At 61.1% G+C, this 18987-nt stretch carries 15 protein-coding genes and 4 pseudogenes; 17 read left to right on the top strand and 2 right to left on the bottom strand.

Annotated elements, in window-relative coordinates:
• The first annotated feature begins 2 nt into the window (after positions 1-2).
• The 5 genes from ASD52_RS24045 (at position 3) to ASD52_RS24025 (ending at position 6678) form a co-directional block, all read left to right on the top strand.
• Positions 3-1508: a sugar ABC transporter ATP-binding protein gene (locus ASD52_RS24045; RefSeq protein ID WP_057225637.1), complete on the top strand. Its 1506-nt coding sequence runs from the start codon at positions 3-5 to the stop codon at positions 1506-1508.
• Between the two features lie 7 nt (positions 1509-1515).
• Positions 1516-2457, top strand: coding sequence for an ABC transporter permease (locus ASD52_RS24040; RefSeq protein ID WP_057217540.1), 942 nt, complete (start codon positions 1516-1518; stop codon positions 2455-2457).
• 9 nt (positions 2458-2466) lie between these two features.
• Positions 2467-3498 (top strand): alcohol dehydrogenase catalytic domain-containing protein, encoded by a 1032-nt coding sequence (locus ASD52_RS24035; protein WP_057225635.1) that lies wholly within the window; start codon positions 2467-2469, stop codon positions 3496-3498.
• Positions 3499-3586: 88 nt separating this feature from the next.
• Positions 3587-5083 carry an aldehyde dehydrogenase family protein gene (locus ASD52_RS24030; RefSeq protein WP_057225633.1) on the top strand — a complete coding sequence of 499 codons (1497 nt, stop codon included), beginning with the start codon at positions 3587-3589 and terminating at the stop codon, positions 5081-5083.
• Entirely contained in the window at positions 5083-6678 is a 1596-nt protein-coding gene (locus tag ASD52_RS24025; protein WP_057217584.1) for a GMC family oxidoreductase N-terminal domain-containing protein, read from the top strand. The genes ASD52_RS24030 and ASD52_RS24025 overlap by 1 nt, the downstream gene beginning before the upstream one ends.
• Before the next feature lie 48 nt (positions 6679-6726).
• Here the strand turns inward: ASD52_RS24025 and ASD52_RS24020 are convergent, their stop codons facing one another.
• Positions 6727-7545: an aldo/keto reductase gene (locus ASD52_RS24020; RefSeq protein ID WP_057225631.1), complete on the bottom strand. Its 819-nt coding sequence runs from the start codon at positions 7543-7545 to the stop codon at positions 6727-6729.
• A gap of 133 nt (positions 7546-7678) precedes the next feature.
• On the opposite strand from ASD52_RS24020, the gene ASD52_RS24015 reads away from it, so the two are divergent.
• The 3 genes from ASD52_RS24015 to ASD52_RS24005 all read left to right on the top strand — a co-directional run bounded on the left by ASD52_RS24015 (position 7679) and on the right by ASD52_RS24005 (position 11394).
• A complete protein-coding gene (locus tag ASD52_RS24015; protein ID WP_057225629.1) occupies positions 7679-9250 on the top strand; it encodes an acyl CoA:acetate/3-ketoacid CoA transferase in 1572 nt (523 codons plus the stop codon).
• Positions 9247-10032, top strand: a complete 786-nt coding sequence (locus ASD52_RS24010; protein WP_057225627.1) for an enoyl-CoA hydratase/isomerase family protein — start codon at positions 9247-9249, stop codon at positions 10030-10032. The genes ASD52_RS24015 and ASD52_RS24010 overlap by 4 nt, the downstream gene beginning before the upstream one ends.
• A 102-nt stretch (positions 10033-10134) precedes the next feature.
• Positions 10135-11394, top strand: coding sequence for a glycerate kinase (locus ASD52_RS24005; protein ID WP_057225625.1), 1260 nt, complete (start codon positions 10135-10137; stop codon positions 11392-11394).
• Between the two features lie 77 nt (positions 11395-11471).
• On the opposite strand, the gene ASD52_RS24000 is transcribed toward ASD52_RS24005, so the two are convergent.
• Positions 11472-12494: an aldo/keto reductase gene (locus ASD52_RS24000; protein ID WP_057220995.1), complete on the bottom strand. Its 1023-nt coding sequence runs from the start codon at positions 12492-12494 to the stop codon at positions 11472-11474.
• Positions 12495-12649: 155 nt separating this feature from the next.
• Here ASD52_RS24000 and ASD52_RS23995 point away from each other — a divergent pair, with 155 nt between their 5' ends.
• From ASD52_RS23995 to ASD52_RS23965, 9 genes and pseudogenes are all read left to right on the top strand, one after another.
• Positions 12650-13792 (top strand): acyl-CoA dehydrogenase family protein, encoded by a 1143-nt coding sequence (locus ASD52_RS23995; RefSeq protein ID WP_057225624.1) that lies wholly within the window; start codon positions 12650-12652, stop codon positions 13790-13792.
• The gene (locus ASD52_RS23990; protein ID WP_199197104.1) at positions 13789-14568 is read left to right on the top strand and encodes a 3-ketoacyl-ACP reductase; all 780 of its coding nucleotides are present in this window, start codon (positions 13789-13791) and stop codon (positions 14566-14568) included. The genes ASD52_RS23995 and ASD52_RS23990 overlap by 4 nt, the downstream gene beginning before the upstream one ends.
• Before the next feature lie 8 nt (positions 14569-14576).
• Positions 14577-15725, top strand: a complete 1149-nt coding sequence (locus tag ASD52_RS23985; protein ID WP_057225623.1) for a dihydrodipicolinate synthase family protein — start codon at positions 14577-14579, stop codon at positions 15723-15725.
• A 1-nt stretch (position 15726) separates the two neighbouring features.
• The gene (locus ASD52_RS23980; RefSeq protein ID WP_057217514.1) at positions 15727-16584 is read left to right on the top strand and encodes a sugar phosphate isomerase/epimerase family protein; all 858 of its coding nucleotides are present in this window, start codon (positions 15727-15729) and stop codon (positions 16582-16584) included.
• Between the two features lie 114 nt (positions 16585-16698).
• Positions 16699-17236: pseudogene (locus ASD52_RS23975) on the top strand (electron transfer flavoprotein subunit beta/FixA family protein); the annotation flags it as partial.
• 1 nt (position 17237) lies between these two features.
• Positions 17238-17332, top strand: a pseudogene (locus ASD52_RS40320) (electron transfer flavoprotein subunit beta/FixA family protein); the annotation flags it as partial.
• Positions 17333-17449: 117 nt separating this feature from the next.
• A pseudogene (locus ASD52_RS37725) lies at positions 17450-17815 on the top strand (electron transfer flavoprotein subunit alpha/FixB family protein); the annotation flags it as partial.
• 1 nt (position 17816) lies between these two features.
• Positions 17817-18520, top strand: a pseudogene (locus tag ASD52_RS40315) (electron transfer flavoprotein subunit alpha/FixB family protein); the annotation flags it as partial.
• A 165-nt stretch (positions 18521-18685) separates the two neighbouring features.
• Positions 18686-18987 (top strand): FAD-binding protein (locus ASD52_RS23965; RefSeq protein ID WP_156613022.1); only part of this gene is annotated, 302 nt, incomplete at its 3' end.

Here is an 18987-nt window from a genome sequence, read left to right as displayed (position 1 = left end):
CCATGTACGAACTGAAAGCCGTCGATAAGAAATTCCCCGGTGTTCACGCACTCAAGGCCATCGATTTTCACATCAAGCGCGGCGAGATCGTCGGGCTGGTCGGCGAGAACGGCGCGGGCAAATCCACATTGATGAAGGTGATCTACGGGGCCTACCAACCCGATGGCGGGCACATTCTGATCAATGGCCAGACCGTGCGCTTTGCCAATCCTCGCCAGGCCATGGAGAAGGGTATTGGCATGGTCTTTCAGGAGCAGTCGCTGATTGCCAACCTGACGGTGATGGAGAACATTTTCCTTGGTTACGAACAGCAGTTTGTAAGGTTCGGCGTCATCAACTGGAAGGCAATGGCAACGGCAGCCAAGGCGCAACTCGCCAAGGTCAAGCTCGATATCGATCCCGCGACCATTACCTCGAAGCTATCCTTCGCGCAGCGACAGCTTGTGGAACTTGCCAAGGTTCTCACCCTCGAAGAACGCGTTGACGGTGATCTGGTCATTCTTCTCGATGAACCGACTTCGGTTCTGTCCAAGGAAGAAGTGCAACTGCTCTTCAAGCTGGTACGCGAACTGGTCACGCGCGCGTCCTTCATATTTGTCTCCCATCGCATGGACGAGGTGATGGAGCTTTCAGACCGTATCTACGTGATGAAGGACGGTCATGTCGTCGATGTCGTGGAGCGCGGTACCGCCCAGACCGAAGCGATCCAGCACAAGATGGTCGGCCGCAACGTCGACAAGGAATACTATCGCGAACAGCTGCAGAAACCCTTCGATCGATCCAAGGTTCTGGTCGAGATGGATGGGGTCGGACTGCCCGGACGCACGAAGGACATCTCCCTAAAACTGCATGCCGGGGAAGTCTTGTGCCTGGTGGGAACGGAAGGGTCGGGGCGCGAGGCGATCTTGCGGATGATCTACGGAATGCTCACCCCAACCCAGGGAAATCTCCAGATCAAGGGCGGCAAGGTGAAGATTTTCTCGCCTCGCCACGCAGTGAACCAAGGCGTCGGCTACGTCCCTCGCGAGCGCAAGATCGAGGGCATCGTCGCCGGCATGAACGTCTACGAGAACATGACACTCTCGCAAATGAACAAGCATTCTCGCGCCGGCGTGCTGCGGATATCCGAAGAGCGCGCACTTGCGCGCGACTGGATCAAGAAGCTTTCGATCAAGGCACATTCCGAATTCGCGGATTGCGGAAACCTGTCCGGCGGCAATCAGCAGAAGGTCGTTCTAGCCAAGTGGCGATCGGCGGGATCGGACATCATGTTGCTCGATCATCCGACCCGCGGCTTGGATATCGGAGCCAAGGAAGATGTCTACGACATGATCCGCGAAATGAGCGGTGCCGGTGTCGGCATCGTCCTGGTCGCCGATACCCTGGAGGAGGCCATCGGGCTGTCTCACACCATCGTCGTCGTGAAGGATGGCCGCATTCAGAAGAACTTCGATTGCGTGCCGGGGGCAAAGCCCTCGCTATACGATCTCCTGCATTACATGATCTGAGGGAAACATGGACATTCAGCGTCTCAAACCGCATCTTCCCTGGATAACGCTGCTGGTGCTCGTCGCCCTCGTCGGCGTTACCCACCCGGGCTTCCTGAAGCCAGCCAATCTCATGAGCCTGGCGGGTGATATCGTGCCGTTGTTCATCATGGCACTCGGACTGACCTTTGCCATTTATATCGGCGGGATAGATCTGTCCGCCCAGTCGATGGCGAACATGGTGACCGTCATTGCATCGGTCTACCTTGCCTCCATGGGCGCCTGGGTCGCTGTCGCCTGCGTTGCCGCCGGCTTCCTGCTGGGCACATTGTCGGGGTATGTGACGACGCGGCTCTATGTTCCGTCGTTCATCTCCACTCTTGCAGTCGGCGGCGTGGCGTTCTCGGTCGCGCAATGGCTTTCCGGGCAGCGCGCGCTCAACATGGACGCGACCCAGCGAAACGAGACCTTCGGCTGGATGATCGGTCGTACATGGGGCGTGCCGAACGAACTGTTGATCTCGGCCGTGCTGCTTTGCATCTGCCTATTTATCGAACGCCGCACGACGCTCGGCCGGGCGCTGAAAGCAGTCGGCGCCGGCGAACTGGCGGCTGCAGCCTCCGGGCTCAACGTGGCACGCTACAAGATCCTTGCCTTTGCAATATCAGGGGCGCTGGCGGCGATTGCCGGACTGCTCTTTGCCGTCAAGCTTTCAGGCGGCGCGCCGACGATTGCGAACGGGTTCCTGCTGCCGGCAATCGTTGCGGTTTTGGTCGGTGGTACGCCCCTGACCGGGGGTGTCGGAGGCGTTCTCAACACGGTCATCGGAACGCTCATTGTCGCCGTCATCCGCGCCTCCATGCTCTATTTCGAGATAGACGCAACACAGCAGCAGATGGTTTTCGGCATTGTTCTCATTGTCGCGATCGCACTCACGATCGATCGCGCCAAGTTACGCACGGTGAAATAGGAGGCGGTGATGAGCAAGATGCAAGCTGCCGTTCTGGTCGAACCGCGCCGTTTCGAGATCATGGCGGTCGATGTTCCGTCGATCGGCCCCGATGATGCCCTTATCCGTGTGACGCGGACAGGCATATGTGGGACCGACGTCCATATCTTCAACGGCCATTATGCCGCCGACCGGCTACCGATTGTTCCAGGCCACGAGTTCTGCGGCGCGGTCGCCGACTTCGGCAGGAGCGTTCGCCATCTGCGGCATGACATGCGCGTGGTCGTGGACATCAATATCGGCTGCGGCACCTGTTACTGGTGCCGCCGCAACGAGGTCCTCAACTGCGCCGAGGTTGTCCAGGTCGGCATTAGCCGTGATGGCGCCTTTGCCCAGTACGTTGCCGTCCCGGCGCGTCTCGTCATCCCGGTTCCCGACACCGTGCCTGATGCCGTACTCGCCTTGACCGAGCCGGTCGCATGCGTTGTGCGTGCGGCGCGCAAGGCGAATGTGACATTTGGGCAATCGGTCGTCGTTTTCGGAGCAGGCCCGATCGGCAATCTGCACGTTCAGATGATGCGCCTGGTGGGTGCCGCTCCAATCATTGTTACAGATCTGTCGACTGACCGCTGCCGAATGGCACTGGAGGCGGGAGCGGACGCGGCCGTGTCGGACCCCACCACTCTCAAGGCGACGGTGATGGCCATGACCGACGGACGAGGCGCCGATATCGTCATTGAAAGCGTTGGCAGCAAGGCGCTCTATGGCCAGGCGTTTGATCTGTCTCGTCGTGGTGGCCATGTCGCCTTTTTCGGGATCACAGCGCCTGGCGAGACGGTGCCGGTCGATATCCTGAAGACCGTGCTTGAAGAGGGCGGTTTGAAGGGATCGGTCGCTGGCATGGGCGAGGACATGCATGACGCGTTGACGCTCCTTGCACACGGTCGGTTCGAGACGAATGACTTCACCGGCGCCGACTATCCGTTGGATCGAATCCAGGAGGCGTTCGATACGCTCGCCAATCGGTCCCATCACCTCAAGACCCAAATTGTGATGGCGTGATCGCGCAGGCGTTGCTAGATCGCGCATAACTGTTCAGTTACTAATCCATCGCCTGATGGATACGGAAATCTCAGAGTGGAGGCATCCCATGGACCAAGTCAAAAACTACCTTCTCCCGCCAAAGGCCCCTCGTGAATTTGGCTTCTTCGTGGATGGACGGTGGCATGAGAGCCGTGACCAGTTCGAGCGCCTGTCGCCTGGCCATGGCGTTCCAGTCACGCGCACCGCGAAATGCACTCCGGAAGATTTGAACGCAGCTGTTGCCTCCGCTCGCCGGGCTTTCGAGGATCGCCGTTGGTCCGGCCTTTCGGGGGCCGCCCGTGGGGCAGTCCTTTTGCGTGTTGCCGAGATCCTGCGGCAACGCCGGGATGAGATCGCCTACTTTGAAACATTGGAGAATGGCAAACCGATCGCCCAGGCGCGCGGAGAGATTGATCATTGCATCGCCTGCTTTGAAGTCGGCGCTGGTGCCGCTCGGCTGTTGCACGGCGACAGCTACAATTCGCTGGGCGACGGACTATTCGGCATGGTTCTTCGCGAACCGATCGGTGTCGTGGGTCTCATTACCCCGTGGAACTTTCCATTCCTCATTCTTTGCGAACGCGTGCCCTTCATCCTTGCCTCAGGCTGCACGATGGTGGTCAAGCCTTCGGAGGTGACGTCCGCGACCACGCTCATCCTTGCCGAGGTGCTCGCCGAGGCGGGACTGCCTGATGGCGTCTACAACGTCATCACCGGTTCGGGCCGCACCATCGGCCAGGCTCTGACGGAACACCCTGATGTGGACATGCTGTCCTTCACCGGCTCCACCGCAGTCGGGCGCTCGTGCGTTCACGCGGCCGCCGACAGCAACTTCAAGAAGCTCGGACTGGAACTGGGAGGCAAGAACCCGATCATCGTTTTTGCGGATTCGGATCTCGAAGATGCGGCGGACGGGGCGGCATTCGGCATCAGCTTCAACACTGGGCAGTGCTGCGTCTCGTCTTCGCGGCTCATCGTCGAACGCTCAGTGGCCGCGGAATTTGAAAAGCTTCTCGTCGAAAAGATGGAGCGGATACGCGTCGGCGATCCTCTTGATGAGGCTACCCAGGTCGGAGCGATTACCACCGACCAGCAGAACACGACCATCCTGGATTATATCGCCAAGGGCAAGGCGGAAGGCGCACAGCTCGTTACAGGCGGCCAGGCCATTGAATTCGGCAAGGGCCAATATATCGCACCGACGCTGTTCACCGGGGTTTCCCCTGACATGGCGATCGCCCGGGACGAGATCTTCGGGCCCGTCCTCTGCTCGATGTCGTTCGACACGATCGAACAGGCGATCGAGTTGGCCAACGACACTGTCTACGGCCTCGCTGCCAGCGTGTGGACCAAGAACATAGACAAGGCATTGACGGTCACCCGCCGCGTTCGCGCCGGTCGTTTCTGGGTCAACACGATCATGGCAGGTGGGCCGGAGATGCCGCTGGGCGGCTTCAAGCAGTCCGGATGGGGACGCGAGGCGGGCACCTATGGCGTGGAGGAGTACACCCAGGTCAAATCCGTTCACGTCGAGATCGGCAAACGCTCACACTGGATCGCATGATGGTGCAAGGATTTGACTATGTGATCGTCGGAGGCGGCTCGTCGGGCTGCGTGCTCGCAGCGCGCCTTTCGGAAAACCCAGCGACAAGGGTCTGCCTCATTGAGGCCGGTGGGCGCGACAGCCATCCGCTGATCCACATGCCGGTCGGTTTTGCAAAGATGACTGCAGGCCCGATGACCTGGGGTCTGACCACGGCGCCGCAGATACATGCTAACAACCGTGAGATCCCCTACGCCCAGGCGAAGGTACTCGGCGGCGGATCCTCCATCAACGCCGAGGTATTCACCCGCGGTCACCCGAGCGATTACGACCGCTGGGTGGAAGAGGGGGCGGAGGGCTGGGGCTTCAAGGACATCCAGAAGTATTTCCTGCGGTCCGAGGGCAACACGATCCTCTCGGGACAATGGCATGGAACCGACGGGCCGCTCGGCGTCTCGAACATAGCCAATCCGCAAGTTCTGACGCGTGCCTTCGTTCAAAGCTGCCAGGAGTTCGGAATTCCGTACAATCCGGATTTCAACGGCCCCGTTCAGGAGGGCACGGGCGTTTACCAGACTACGACCCGCAACAGTCGGCGCTGCTCGGCGGCTGTGGGATATCTGCGCCCGGCACTCAAGCGCCGGAACCTGACGCTGGTCACAGGCGCGTTGGTGCTTCGGGTGGTTTTTGAAGGGCGACGCGCCGTGGGTGTCGAATACGCGACGGGTGGCGCCTCCAGGATCGTTCGCGCCGACAGTGAGGTCATCGTGACCTCCGGCGCCATCGGCACACCCAAATTGATGATGCTTTCCGGCGTCGGCCCGGCAGCGGCCTTGCGCGGCCATGGTATCGACGTGGTCCAGGATATGCCTGGTGTCGGCGAGAACCTGCACGATCACTTTGGCGTCGATATCGTTGCCGAACTCAAGGGACATGACAGTCTGGACAAGTACAACAGGCCGCATTGGATGCTTTGGGCCGGCCTGGAATATGCATTGTTCAAGTCCGGCCCGGTTGCGTCGAATGTCGTTGAGGGCGGCGCGTTCTGGTATGCCGACAAGGCCAGTCCCTGTCCCGATCTTCAGTTCCATTTTCTGGCTGGGGCGGGGGCGGAGGCCGGCGTGCCGAGTGTTCGAAAGGGCGCCTCCGGCATCACGTTGAACTCTTACACGGTGCGTCCGAAATCGCGTGGTTCAGTCGCCTTGCGTTCGGCCGACCCGCGCGCGCTTCCGATCGTAGACCCCAATTTCCTGGGTGATGCCGATGACCTGCGGATCTCCGTCGAAGGCATCCGGATCAGTCGGGAAATCTTCGCACAGCCCTCGCTGCAGAAATATATCAGGACCGTGCGTTTTCCAGACCAGAACGTGCGCACCACCGCTGATTTCGAGGCCTATGCACGTCAGTACGGGCGCACATCCTACCATCCGACCTGTACCTGCAAGATGGGACGAGACGAGATGTCAGTGGTGGATGCCAAGCTGCGTGTTCACGGCCTCGATGGTCTGCGCATTTGCGACAGTTCGGTCATGCCGAGCTTGGTCGGTTCCAACACCAACGCGGCATCGATCATGATCGGCGAAAAGGCCTCCGACCTGATCCGTGGTAACGCTTGAGGCAACTTCATGCGAGCTGAAAGGGCGGCCTTGCGGCCGCCCTTTCCGTTAGTCCCATTCAGGAACCCAGGGCAACATGCCCGGGGTGATGATGCGATACCCGGTATGCGTCATGGAATCGATCCGATCCATATCGATCGAGGACAAGGTAAAGTCCATGATCTCGAAGTTCGCCCGGATATTCTCCGGCTTGGTGGACATCGTGTTGAGCGGTACGCCCTTCTGCAGGATCCAGCGTAGCGCGATCTGCGCGGCGGATTTTCCATAGGTCGCGCCAATCTCCCCAAAGATCGCGTGCTTGAACACCTCGCCACGGGCAACCGAAGCGTAGGACGAAAGCGGGATCCCTGTCTCGGTCGCTGCAGCCAGTAGCGCCCTCTGATCAAGCAGCGGGTGAAACTCCACCTGGTTGGTCACGAGCGGGACCTCCGAAATCGCTTTGGCTTCACGCATCATCCGGGCGGTATAGTTGGAGACGCCAATATTGCGCGCCATCCCGGCGACATGAGCCTTTTGCAGGAGGCGCAACGACGGAGCGACGTCGCCGCCGATTGGTGGCCAGTGCAAGAGGAGAACATCCAACTGGTCTATCTTGAGCGCCTTCAGGCTCGCTTCGACCGAGGGGAGGAACTGCGCCTCGGCGTAGTTGTCGGGATGGACCTTGGATGTGATGCACAGTTCGTCGCGCGCAACGCCTCCCTCGAGGAGCGCCTGCCCCGTTTCGGCCTCGTTTTCGTACATCTGGGCGGTGTCGAATGCCCTGTAGCCGACATCAAGCGCGGTCTCGATTGCGGCTTTCAATTCGCCTGCCTTCAGCGGATAGGTGCCAAAGCCCCGTTGATGGCATTTTTCGAAATAGATGTTCATTGCTCCTCCTTCGCGTTTTGCGGCTTTGTGCCGTTGTGGCCACGGCGCAAATTGCCCTTGCCTGCCCTTCATTGTCGTGTTTAATGTATAACTGGTTAGTTACTTAGTGCAACGACAAAAGGAGTGCGCAGCAATGTCGAAGGTGAAAACTGCAGCGGAAGCCGCCGGGTTGGTTAGGGACGGTGCCGTGCTTGCGGTTAACTCCTCTTCGGGGCTTTGCTGCCCCGATGCGGTCCTCAAGGCGCTGGGAGAGCGCTTTGAGCAGGAAGGCCATCCTCGCGGATTGACCTCTGTGCATCCGATCGCAGCCGGCGACTTCTTTGGCACAAAAGGTGTCGATCACATCGCAAAACCGGGCATGCTCTCCAGGATCATCGGAGGATCCTATCCGTCCGGACCGAGCAACGCCGAGCCACCCCTGATCTGGCAGATGATCCTGAAGGAGGAAGTTGCAGCCTGGAACGTGCCGTCGGGCATTGTGTTTGACATGCTGCGCGAGGGCGCTGCCAAGCGGCCGGGCGTGTTGACCAAGGTCGGAATGGATACGTTTGTCGATCCGGACCAGGAAGGCTGCGCGATGAACGCGACGGCCCGTCGCGCTCCGATGGTTAGCCGGGTGGAATTTGCTGGCGAGGACTGGCTGCATTTTCCGGCTATCCATCCCGATGTCGCCATCGTCCGCGCGACGACGGCCGATGAGAATGGAAATCTGACATTCGAGCAGGAGGGCGCGACGCTCGGTGCGATGGAGATGGCGCTGGCGGCTCGAAATTCCGGCGGACTTGTGATTGCTCAGGTCCGCAGGGTTGCCGCGACAGGGACATTGCGTCCACACGACGTTCGCGTTCCCGGCATCCTCGTCGACGTCATCGTCGAAGCGCCCGACCAATTGCAAACGACTGCGACCCCTTACGACCCGGCCATTTCAGGTGAACTGTTTCGGCCCCTGCACACATTCCGTATCCCGGCTCTGGACGTGGGCAAGGTGATCGCACGGCGCGTCGCGCAGGAACTACAAGCGGGTTGGGCCGTCAATATCGGGTTCGGTATCTCGGCCAACGTGCCGCGTGTTCTCATCGAGGAAGGACATCACGGCAAGATCACATGGGTCATCGAACAAGGCGCCGTCGGCGGCATTCCTCTGCTCGATTTCAAGTTTGGCTGTGCCGCCAATGCCGAGGCGTTCGTCGCATCACCGCATCAGTTCTGCTATTTCCAGGCCGGAGGTTTTGACTGCTCGCTGCTTTCCTTCCTCGAAATCGACGCCGAGGGTTCCGTGAATGTCAGCCGCCTGGCTGCGACACCGCACCGGACTGCCGGCGCAGGCGGCTTTGTCGACATCACGGCACGAGCGAAAAAGATCGTCTTCTCCGGCAATTTCAACGCCGGCGCCAAGATGCGGCTTGAAGACGGGCGCCTGGTCATCGACAAGGAAGGACGGGTCGCCAAGATTGTTCCCAAGGTCGATCAGGTCAGCTTTTCGGGCAGGCGTGCCCGTGCCCAGGGCCAGGACATCACTTATGTCACCGAACGCTGTGTCATGCGGCTGGAGGCGGATGGGCTGGTTATCACCGAGATCGCGCCCGGTATCGACCTGCAGCGCGATGTCCTCGCCCAGGCGACAACGCCACTGCGTGTTTCCGACACGCTGAAGATCATGGACGACGTACTGTTTCGCGCGTCAACGATGGGGATGGCGCTGTGACCGACCCGCGTCTCGACCTCGCAATTTCCGGGGATATCGCCTGGCTGACGATCCGGCGGCCTGACAAGCTGAACGCGCTCGACGCCGATATGGTCGATGCGCTGATGCCGATATGTCGCGCGATAGAGCGTTCCACCGCGCGGGTTGCGATCCTGACGGGGGAGGGATCCCGATCATTCTGCGCAGGCGGCGATATCGATGCGTGGAGCAGCGCCTCGCCGAAGGCTTTTGCCCGTCATTGGGTGCGCGACGGCCATGCTGCCTTCGACGCGCTCGCACGCCTTTCCGTGCCCTTGATCGCGGTCCTGAATGGACACACGCTGGGCGGCGGATTGGAGCTGGCGGCCTGTGCTGATCTGAGGATTGCCGAAGCCCATGTGCGCATCGGTCAACCGGAGCCGGGTCTGGGCATCATCCCGGGCTGGTCAGGCACGCAGCGTGTGGCGCGCCGCTTCGGCGCCCAAATCGTGCGACGGATGTCGCTCTTCGGCGAAGTCTATACAGCTGATCAGGCGCTTGACCTGGGCTTGGTCGATCAGGTGGTTGCGACCGGCGAGGGGCTGGCTGCGGGCGAGAAGGCCGCGGCACGGGTGATCGGTCGCTCGGGTCGGGCGGTTGAACTGACCAAGATGCTGATCAATGCCGCGGAAGGCGAGGAAAACGAACGGATCGTTGAAAGCTTCGCCGGTGAGATCGCCGCAGGCTCTGAGGAATTGCAGGAGGGCCTGGCGGCGTTTCGAGAAAAGCGTTCGGCGTCCATTGCGCAAAAGGTGCGCCCGTGACGGCAGCGCCAAAACGCTCCGACACAGTGTCGCCTTGATGCATGTCGGGGCGTTGTGTCGAAACAACGGACGTGGAAACTTAAACGAGATGGACGAGATTTTATGACGCCCGAAGACAGGATACTGCTTCGCGACCTATTCAGCGTCGCCGTTAGTGCCGCCGATCCGGAAACAGCCCTTCGCGCGCATCTTCCTTCACGACCGCGCGGACGCACGATCGTTATCGGGGCCGGCAAGGGAGTAGCTCAACTCGCCCGCGCATTCGAGCGCTTGTGGGATGCGCCCGTCGAAGGGGTGGTGGTCACGCGCTACGGCTATGGCGTGCCGTGCGAACGGATCCGCGTCGTCGAGGCTGCGCATCCGGTACCCGATCTTGCCGGGCTCGAGGCGTCGCGGCTGCTTTTTCAGGCGGTCGAGGGATTGACGCAAGACGATCTTGTCGTAGCTCTTGTGTGCGGTGGCGGGTCGGCGCTTCTTCCGTGCCCACCAGGTCGCTTGACGCTTGAGGACGAAGTGGCGCTGAACCGGGCCCTGCTTTCGAGCGGCGCACCGATTTCGGTGATGAATGCCATCCGCAAGCAGGTGTCGGGCATAAAGGGAGGCCGTCTTGCAGCCGCCTGCCATCCTGCGAAAGTCGTCAGCCTCGTGGTCTCCGACGTACCGGGGGACGATCCGGCGCAGGTTGCATCGGGGCCGACGATACCGGATGCCACCGATCGCGCCCATGCGCGGGCAATGGTGGATGCCTGGCGCATCCGCATCCCACCGAAGGTGGCTGATTGGCTCGCAGACGATCAGGGGCTCGCGCCGTTTTGGCGCGACCATGTCTTCGCAGGACATGAAGTGCATGTGATCGCCTCGGCACGGCTCTCTCTCGAAGCCGCTGCAATCCATGCGCAGGCCGAAAGCATCCCAGCAGTCATCCTGTCGGACGCGATCGAAGGTGAGGCCCGGGACGTCGCCCGGGTCCACGCGGCAATCGCGCGCGAGGTTGCCCTGCGCGACAGGCCGTTTACCCGACCGGTGCTGATCCTGTCCGGCGGCGAAACCACGGTTACCCTTCGCGGCAATGGGAAGGGCGGACGCAACACCGAGTTCCTTCTAGCCTTGGCGATCGCAGCTGACGGCGTCCCCTTCACTGCCATCGCCGGCGACACCGATGGTATTGACGGTTCCGAAGACAATGCTGGTGCATTCGCCGATGGACAGAGTGCGGCTCGGCTGCGCGCGCTCGGCCTCGATCCTGTCGCCACGCTTTCCGCCAATGACGCCTGGACGGCATTTGACCGTCTGGGGGACCTGTTCGTACCCGGCCCGACCGGGACGAACGTCAACGATTTCCGTGCCATCCTGATCAGGTGAGCCTGGCGGCTCTACGGGGCCGACGCAAATTGCCGAAGAGGCTGGGCGGAGCCGGCCTCTTCGGCAGGCGTATCGCACTAGCCGGCTACAGGCGTCGGTGCATCCTCGCGCAAAAGCCCCTTGACCTTTAGATCGACCCAGAAGTCTGCGGGGATGGGGTGCGCAAACCAGGCCAGGTTCTGGTTCAACTGCTCAACCGTCCGCGTACCAGCCATAAACGACGGAATGGCCGGATGCGCGACCACGAACTGCAGCGCAGCTGCGGCCAGCGGTACGTTGTGGTCCCTACAGACCGCTTCGATCCTGCTGACCTTGTCGAGGATCGCTGTCGATGCGGGCGCATAGTTATACTTTGCTCCCTCTTTTGCCCCAGTCGCCAGAATGCCTGAATTGAACCCTCCGCCGACAATCACTGCGGCGCCTCGCTCCTCGCACAGGGGCAGGAAGGCATCGAGCGAATCCTGCTCGAGAAGGGTGTAGCGGCCGGCCAGAAGGAAGCAGTCGAAATCCCTCTGTTTCAAGGCTTCAAGGCAGACTTCCCATTCGTTGACGCCGACGCCGATCGCCTTGATCGTCCCCTCATCCCTCAACTTCTCGAGGGCACGCCATGCGCCGTCCATGGCTTGTTTGAAAACCTCCGGCTGATCGTTTCCTCGTGTGAAGACGTCGATGTCATGGATGAAGCAGACGTCCATCCTTTCGAGGCCCATGCGCTGGAGGCTGTCCTCGAACGCCCGCATCGTCCCGTCGTAACTGTAGTCGAAATCCATCTCAAAGGGAGCGGCGTCGACCCAGGGCGTGAAATCGATCGTCTCCCGCTTAGCTGGCTTCAGCCGGCGGCCGACCTTGGAGGAAAGGACGAAGTCGTCCCTGTTCTTCCAGCGCAAACTGTAACCCGTTCGCAGTTCGGCAAGCCCATGACCGTACATCGGCGCGGTATCGTAAAACCGGACGCCGGCGTTCCAGGCCGTGTCGAACATCGCCTCGGCGGTCGGCTCGTTGATGGGGCGAAAGATGTTGCCAAGTGGCGCCGTTCCGAAACCGAAGGTGGTCACGTTGATGTCGATCCGACCGAGTTTGCGCTTTTTTCCGGGGTGCATGCTGATCCTCCTTAAGTAACTGAATGGTGAATTGTAACCACGCCCGGAGGACCCGCGCAAGCCGGTTGAAGCAACGTCGAAAAATTTTCTGACTTGACGGAAAGGAGTTCGCGGCAGTATGTAACTAGATAGTTACTACTAGCGGGATGGAGAACATGTATCTGAGCGAAACGCAGGACCAAGTGCGCGAGATGGCCCGCGCCTTCGCCGACGAAGTGATCCGGCCGATGGCGGAGCAACTCGATCGCGAGGAGCGATTCCCGGCCGACCTCTATGATGAAATGGGCAAGCTCGGCCTGTTCGGAATTGGTGTTCCCGAAGCGCTCGGCGGGCCGGGATTCGACACCTTGACCTATGCCGTAGTGATGGAGGAACTCAGCCGCGGCTACGCCTCGGTCGCCGATCAATGCGGCCTGATTGAGCTCATTTCCACGCTATTGGTGCGCCACGGAACAGTGACCCAGCAAAAGATGCTGCCAGCCGTTTTGAGCATGCAGACCAAGGTTGCCTACTGCATCACCGAGCCGGAGGCCGGCACTGATGTTTCGGGTATTCGCACGACGGCGACGCGCGACGGCAACGGCTGGCGTCTGAACGGCGGCAAGATCTGGATACACAATGCTCCGGTCGCAGACGTCGGCTTCGTGCTCGCGAGAACCGACAAGGAAGCGGGCAATCGCGGCATGTCGATATTTGTCGTCGATCTGCACGCCGCGGGTGTCGAGAGAGGGCCGAAGGAGCACAAGATGGGTCAGCGGGCAAGCCAGGTCGGCGCGCTGACGTTTACGGATGTGAGCCTTTCGGCGGATGCGCTTCTGGGCGAGGCAGGTCGTGGTTTCCACATGATGATGTCCGTTCTCGACAAGGGGCGCGTCGGTATCGCAGCCTTAGCCGTCGGCATTGCGCAAGCCGGCCTTGAGGCTGCCGTCGACTACGCCGGTACCCGCAAACAGTTCGGCAAATCCATCGCCGACTTCCAGGGCGTACAGTGGCTTTTGGCAGACATGGCAAAGGACATCGAAGCGGCGCGGCTCTTGGTTCATTCGGCCGCATCCAAGATTGATGCCGGCGCGGACGCGACCAAGGCTTGCTCGATTGCCAAATGCTTTGCCGGCGACATGGCCGTTCAGCGCACGGCAGACGCCGTGCAGGTCTTTGGCGGTTCGGGCTATATTCGCGGCTTCGAAGTCGAACGCCTCTATCGCGATGCGAAGATCACCCAGATCTACGAGGGTACCAATCAGATCCAGCGCATGATCATTGCGCGCGAACTTCTGAAAAAGGGAGCACGCGCATGACTGGGACTGATATGCGCCCGGTGGCGCTGGTTACCGGCTCGTCGCGCGGTATCGGTCTGGCTGCTGCGGAGGCATTGGCGAAGGAAGGTTTCGCAGTGGCGGTCAACGGTCGCGGCGATGATCGCGAACTTGCCGCGGCGGTTGCTCGCGTTGCCGCGCATGGCAATCCAGTGATGGCCACTCCCCTCGACGTTACAAACTTTGCGGCCCACGAGAATGTCCTGGCAAATATCGAGGCGCAACTCGGCCCTTTGACGACCCTCGTCAACAATGCGGGCGTCGGGGTATTGCAGCGCGGCGACCTGCTTGATGTTTCACAGGAGAGCTGGGATCGCTGCATCGACGTCAATGCCAAGGCCATGTTCTTCCTCAGTCAGGCCTTTGCTCGCCGGCTGTTGTCTCGTCAACGGTCTCGGATGTTTCATTCGATCGTCAACGTGACATCGTCGAACGCGGTCGCGGTCGCCGTTCAACGCTCGGAGTACTGCGCCTCGAAATCAGCAGCAGCGATGATCTCCAAGACGCTCGCCGTGCGGCTAGGACCCGAAAACATCGCAGTTTACGACGTCCAGCCGGGACTGATTGCCACCGACATGACGGCACCAGTCATCGATACCTATCGCGAGCGGGCCGAGCAGGGCCTGACCCTGTTTCCGCGCCTCGGTAAACCCGAAGAGATGGGGGCGATCATTGCGTCACTGGCGACCGGCAAATTTCCCTACACAACCGGACAGGTGATCTCGGCGGACGCCGGGATGCTGGTTCCCCGCTTCTGAGGTTCATCATGAAGATAGCGCTTCCCGATACGAATGGCAGGCTGACCGATTACTCGCTGACAGGTCGTCCCATCGCTCAGGCCGTGCTCGGCAATAACCCTGCCCGGGTGGTCTATTCCGCCGCCCACGTGGTCGCTGATCCCTTCACCGCCAATGACCCGTCGGGACGCGCGACGATCGATTGGGAAAAGACCATGGCGTTTCGCCGATATCTCGCCGGGCTCGGCCTTGGGATCGCCGAAGCCATGGATACCGCCCAGCGAGGGATGGGGTTGGACTGGCCCGGCGCACTGGAACTGATCCGCCGCACGAAGGTCGAAATACCGGATGCCCTGGTCGCAAACGGTTGCGGCACAGACCATCTGGATCAGGCAGCGTCCTATACGCTTGATGATGTCAGGCGGGCCTATCTCGACCAACTCGAGGCCATCCAGAAGGTCGGTGGACGCGTCATCCTGATGGCATCGAGAGCATTGGTGAAGGCGGCCAAGACGCCCGAAGACTACGTCAAAGTCTATTCCGATGTGCTAGGCGCCTGCGACCAGCCCGTCATCCTTCATTGGCTGGGCGAAATGTTCGACCCGCAGCTTGCTGGCTACTGGGGATCGAAGGATTTCGCAAAGGCCATGCCGGTTGCGCTTGCCGTCATCAACGAGAACGCCTCAAAGGTCGATGGCATAAAGATCTCGCTTCTCGACAAGCAGAAGGAGATCGACATGCGCCGGCTCCTGCCGGCCGGTGTGAAGATGTATACGGGCGATGACTTCAATTACCCCGAATTGATCGAAGGTGACGCCGAGGGCTTTTCGCATGCACTGCTGGGCATATTCGATCCGCTCGCACCCGCTGCGGCATTTGCGGTGAAGAGCCTGGGCGACGGCGACACGTCCGCGTTTCGAGCCACCCTGGATCCGACAGTGCCACTGGCGAGGCTGATCTTCCGTGCGCCGACGCAGTACTACAAGACAGGCGTCGTGTTTCTCGCTTGGCTCAACGGATTCCAGGACCACTTCGTCATGCTGAACGGTGCGCAGGCGATGCGGCCCTTGCCTTACTTTACCGAAGCTTTCCGGCTGGCAGATGCATGCGGCCTGCTGCGCGAGCCCGAAATGGCCGTCAACCGGATGAAGCGGCTGCTCGCATTTTACGGAGCCTGAGATGAGGAACTTTGCCAATGATCACAGGGCGCTGGCTCTCAACACTGCAAGCCTCGGCCACAATCTCGAAGGCTACGGCGCGGGATGGTCTGCGGAACGGATCATTGACGCCTGCGCCGAGCGCGGTCTCGGCGCGGTCGTTTTCTGGCGCCGCGAAATAGGATCGCAAGCGTTCCAGATCGGAGAGCGGGTCCGTGCTGCCGGCATGACGGTCGCAGGTCTCTGCAGAACGCCCTTTCTCGTCGGCTCGCTGGCGAGTGATGCGCGCGCGGTCATGGATGACTTCGAGGCCTCGATTGACATGGCGGCAGCTCTGCGCGCCAAAGTCTTGACCATTGTCGTGGGCGGCGTTGAGCCAGGCACCAAGGGTGTCGAGGAAAGTCTCAAGATCGTCGCTGACCGTGTCGCGGAGGCCGCCCCCTACGCTGCAGCACACGGCATCAGGCTGGCGCTTGAGCCACTCAATCCGGTCTATGCCGGGAACCGCTCCTGCCTGACGACGCTTCGTGACGCCATCGATCTCTGCGACGCGATTGCCGCGCCGAACGTCGGCGTCGCGGTCGACGTCTATCATGTTTGGTGGGACACGGACGTTGCCGCACAATTGCAGCGGGCCGGCGCCGACCGCATCTTCGGCTTTCATCTCTGTGATTGGCTTGCCGACACCACCGACGTGCTTCTCGACCGCGGGATGATGGGCGACGGCGTCGCGGACCTCAAGGCTTTGCGCAAGGCGGTGGAAGGGGCTGGCTATTCGGGTCCTTGTGAGGTGGAGATTTTCTCGGCGAACAATTGGTGGAAGCGCGATCCCGGCGAGGTGCTCGACGTCATGGTCGAACGGTTCTGCACTGTCTGCTGATGCCTGGAGAGATTGCCATGAAAATACTTGTGACGGTCAAGCGGGTGGTTGACTACAACGTCAAGATCCGGGTGAAGGCTGACGGCTCGGGTGTCGAGCTTGCCAACGTGAAGNCTACAACGTCAAGATCCGGGTGAAGGCTGACGGCTCGGGTGTCGAGCTTGCCAACGTGAAGATGTCGATGAACCCGTTCGACGAGATCTCGGTGGAAGAAGCGCTGCGGCTGAAGGAAGCCGGCAAGGCCGACGAGGTCGTGGTCGTCTCGGTCGGTCCGGCCAAGGCCGAGGAAACGCTGCGCACGGCGCTGGCCATGGGTGCCGATCGGGCGATCCTGGTCGAGACCGACGACCAGGTCGAGCCGCTCACTGTTGCCAAGATCGTCAAGGGTGTGGCCGAAGCTGAGCAGCCGGGGCTGATCATCGTCGGCAAGCAGGCGATCGATGATGACTCGAACCAGACCGGCCAGATGCTGTCGGCGCTCTTGGGCTGGGCCCAGGGCACCTTTGCCTCCAAGGTCGAGATCGGTGACGGCAAGGCGACGGTGACGCGCGAGGTCGACGGCGGCCTGCAGACGATCGACATCAAGCTGCCGGCGGTGGTGACCACCGACCTGCGCCTGAACGAGCCGCGTTATGCCTCGCTTCCCAACATCNAGACCGAGGAGCCGGAAGGCCGCAAGGCCGGCATCAAGGTCAAGTCGGTGGCCGAACTGGTCGAAAAGCTCAAGACCGAAGCCGGCGTGCTCTAGTTCATGCGTCCGCAAAGTGGGACCCGGTTTGCGGACAAACGCATGAACCACGTCAGAACCGTTGAGCTCCGATCGCCAAGGGATCGTTGAGCTCGAACCGAAAGGGAGAACAAAACCATGGCTATTCTGCTTCTGGCTGACCACGACGGCAGCCASCTTTCCGACCAGACSGCAAAGGCGCTGACGGCGGCCGCCAAAATTGGCGGCGACGTGCATGTGCTGGTGGCCGGTGCCGGTGCCAAGGCGGCGGCCGACCAGGCCGCCAAGCTTTCCGGCGTTTCCAAAGTGCTGGTGGCCGAGGATGTTAGCCTTGCCAACAATCTGGCCGAACCCTTGGCGGCGCTGATCGTTTCGCTGTCGGGCAATTACGACACCATCCTGGCCGCTGCCACTTCGGTCGGCAAGAACGTCCTGCCGCGGGTTGCAGCGCTTCTCGATGTTGCCCAGGTTTCCGAAATCACCGAGGTGGTCTCGTCCGATACCNGCTGCCACTTCGGTCGGCAAGAACGTCCTGCCGCGGGTTGCAGCGCTTCTCGATGTTGCCCAGGTTTCCGAAATCACCGAGGTGGTCTCGTCCGATACCTTCAAGCGTCCGATCTATGCCGGCAACGCCATCCAGACGGTGCAGACGACGGAAGCGAAAAAGGTCATCACCGTGCGCACCGCCTCGTTCGCCTCCGCTGCCGAAGGTCCGATCTATGCCGGCAACGCCATCCAGACGGTGCAGACGACGGAAGCGAAAAAGGTCATCACCGTGCGCACCGCCTCGTTCGCCTCCGCTGCCGAAGGCGGTTCAGCTTCGGTCGAGACGATCGCGGCTGCGGCCAATCCCGGTCTGTCGAGCTTCGTTGCCGACGCGCTGTCGTCGTCGGATCGTCCGGAGCTGACCTCGGCCAAGATCATCATCTCGGGCGGCCGTGCACTCGGCTCGTCGGAAAAATTCAAGGAAGTGATCCTGCCGGTTGCCGACAAGCTCGGCGCTGCCGTCGGTGCATCGCGCGCGGCAGTCGACGCCGGTTATGCCCCGAACGACTGGCAGGTCGGCCAGACCGGCAAGGTGGTTGCCCCAGATCTCTACATTGCCTGCGGCATCTCCGGTGCGATCCAGCATCTGGCCGGCATGAAGGACTCAAAGGTGATCGTCGCCATCAACAAGGACGAGGAGGCGCCGATCTTCCAGGTTGCCGANATCTCCGGTGCGATCCAGCATCTGGCCGGCATGAAGGACTCAAAGGTGATCGTCGCCATCAACAAGGACGAGGAGGCGCCGATCTTCCAGGTTGCCGAATACGGCCTCGTCGCCGACCTGTTCGAAGCCCTGCCGGAGCTCGAAAAGGCGCTGTGAGCGAGGACATGAGTGAGCGGCAAGACCTACCCGAGCGCGAGAGTATGGAGTTCGACGTGGTGATCGTCGGCGCGGGGCCTGCGGGGCTTTCGGCTGCGATCCGGTTTAAGCAGGTCAATCCCGAGCTTTCGGTGGTGGTGCTGGAAAAGGGCGCCGAAGTCGGCGCGCATATCCTGTCGGGTGCCGTCGTCGACCCCATCGGCATCGACCGGTTGCTGCCGGGCTGGCGCGACGAGGCCGACCATCCGTTCAAGACCGAGGTTACCGACGATCATTTCCTCTTGCTCGGTCCCGCCGGCTCGATCCGCCT

This window comes from Ensifer sp. Root142 (assembly GCF_001426785.1).
Classification (GTDB): domain Bacteria; phylum Pseudomonadota; class Alphaproteobacteria; order Rhizobiales; family Rhizobiaceae; genus Ensifer; species Ensifer canadensis.
The sequence above is the reverse complement of the archived record's forward strand: the minus strand, read 5'-3'. Positions and strand labels throughout refer to the sequence as shown.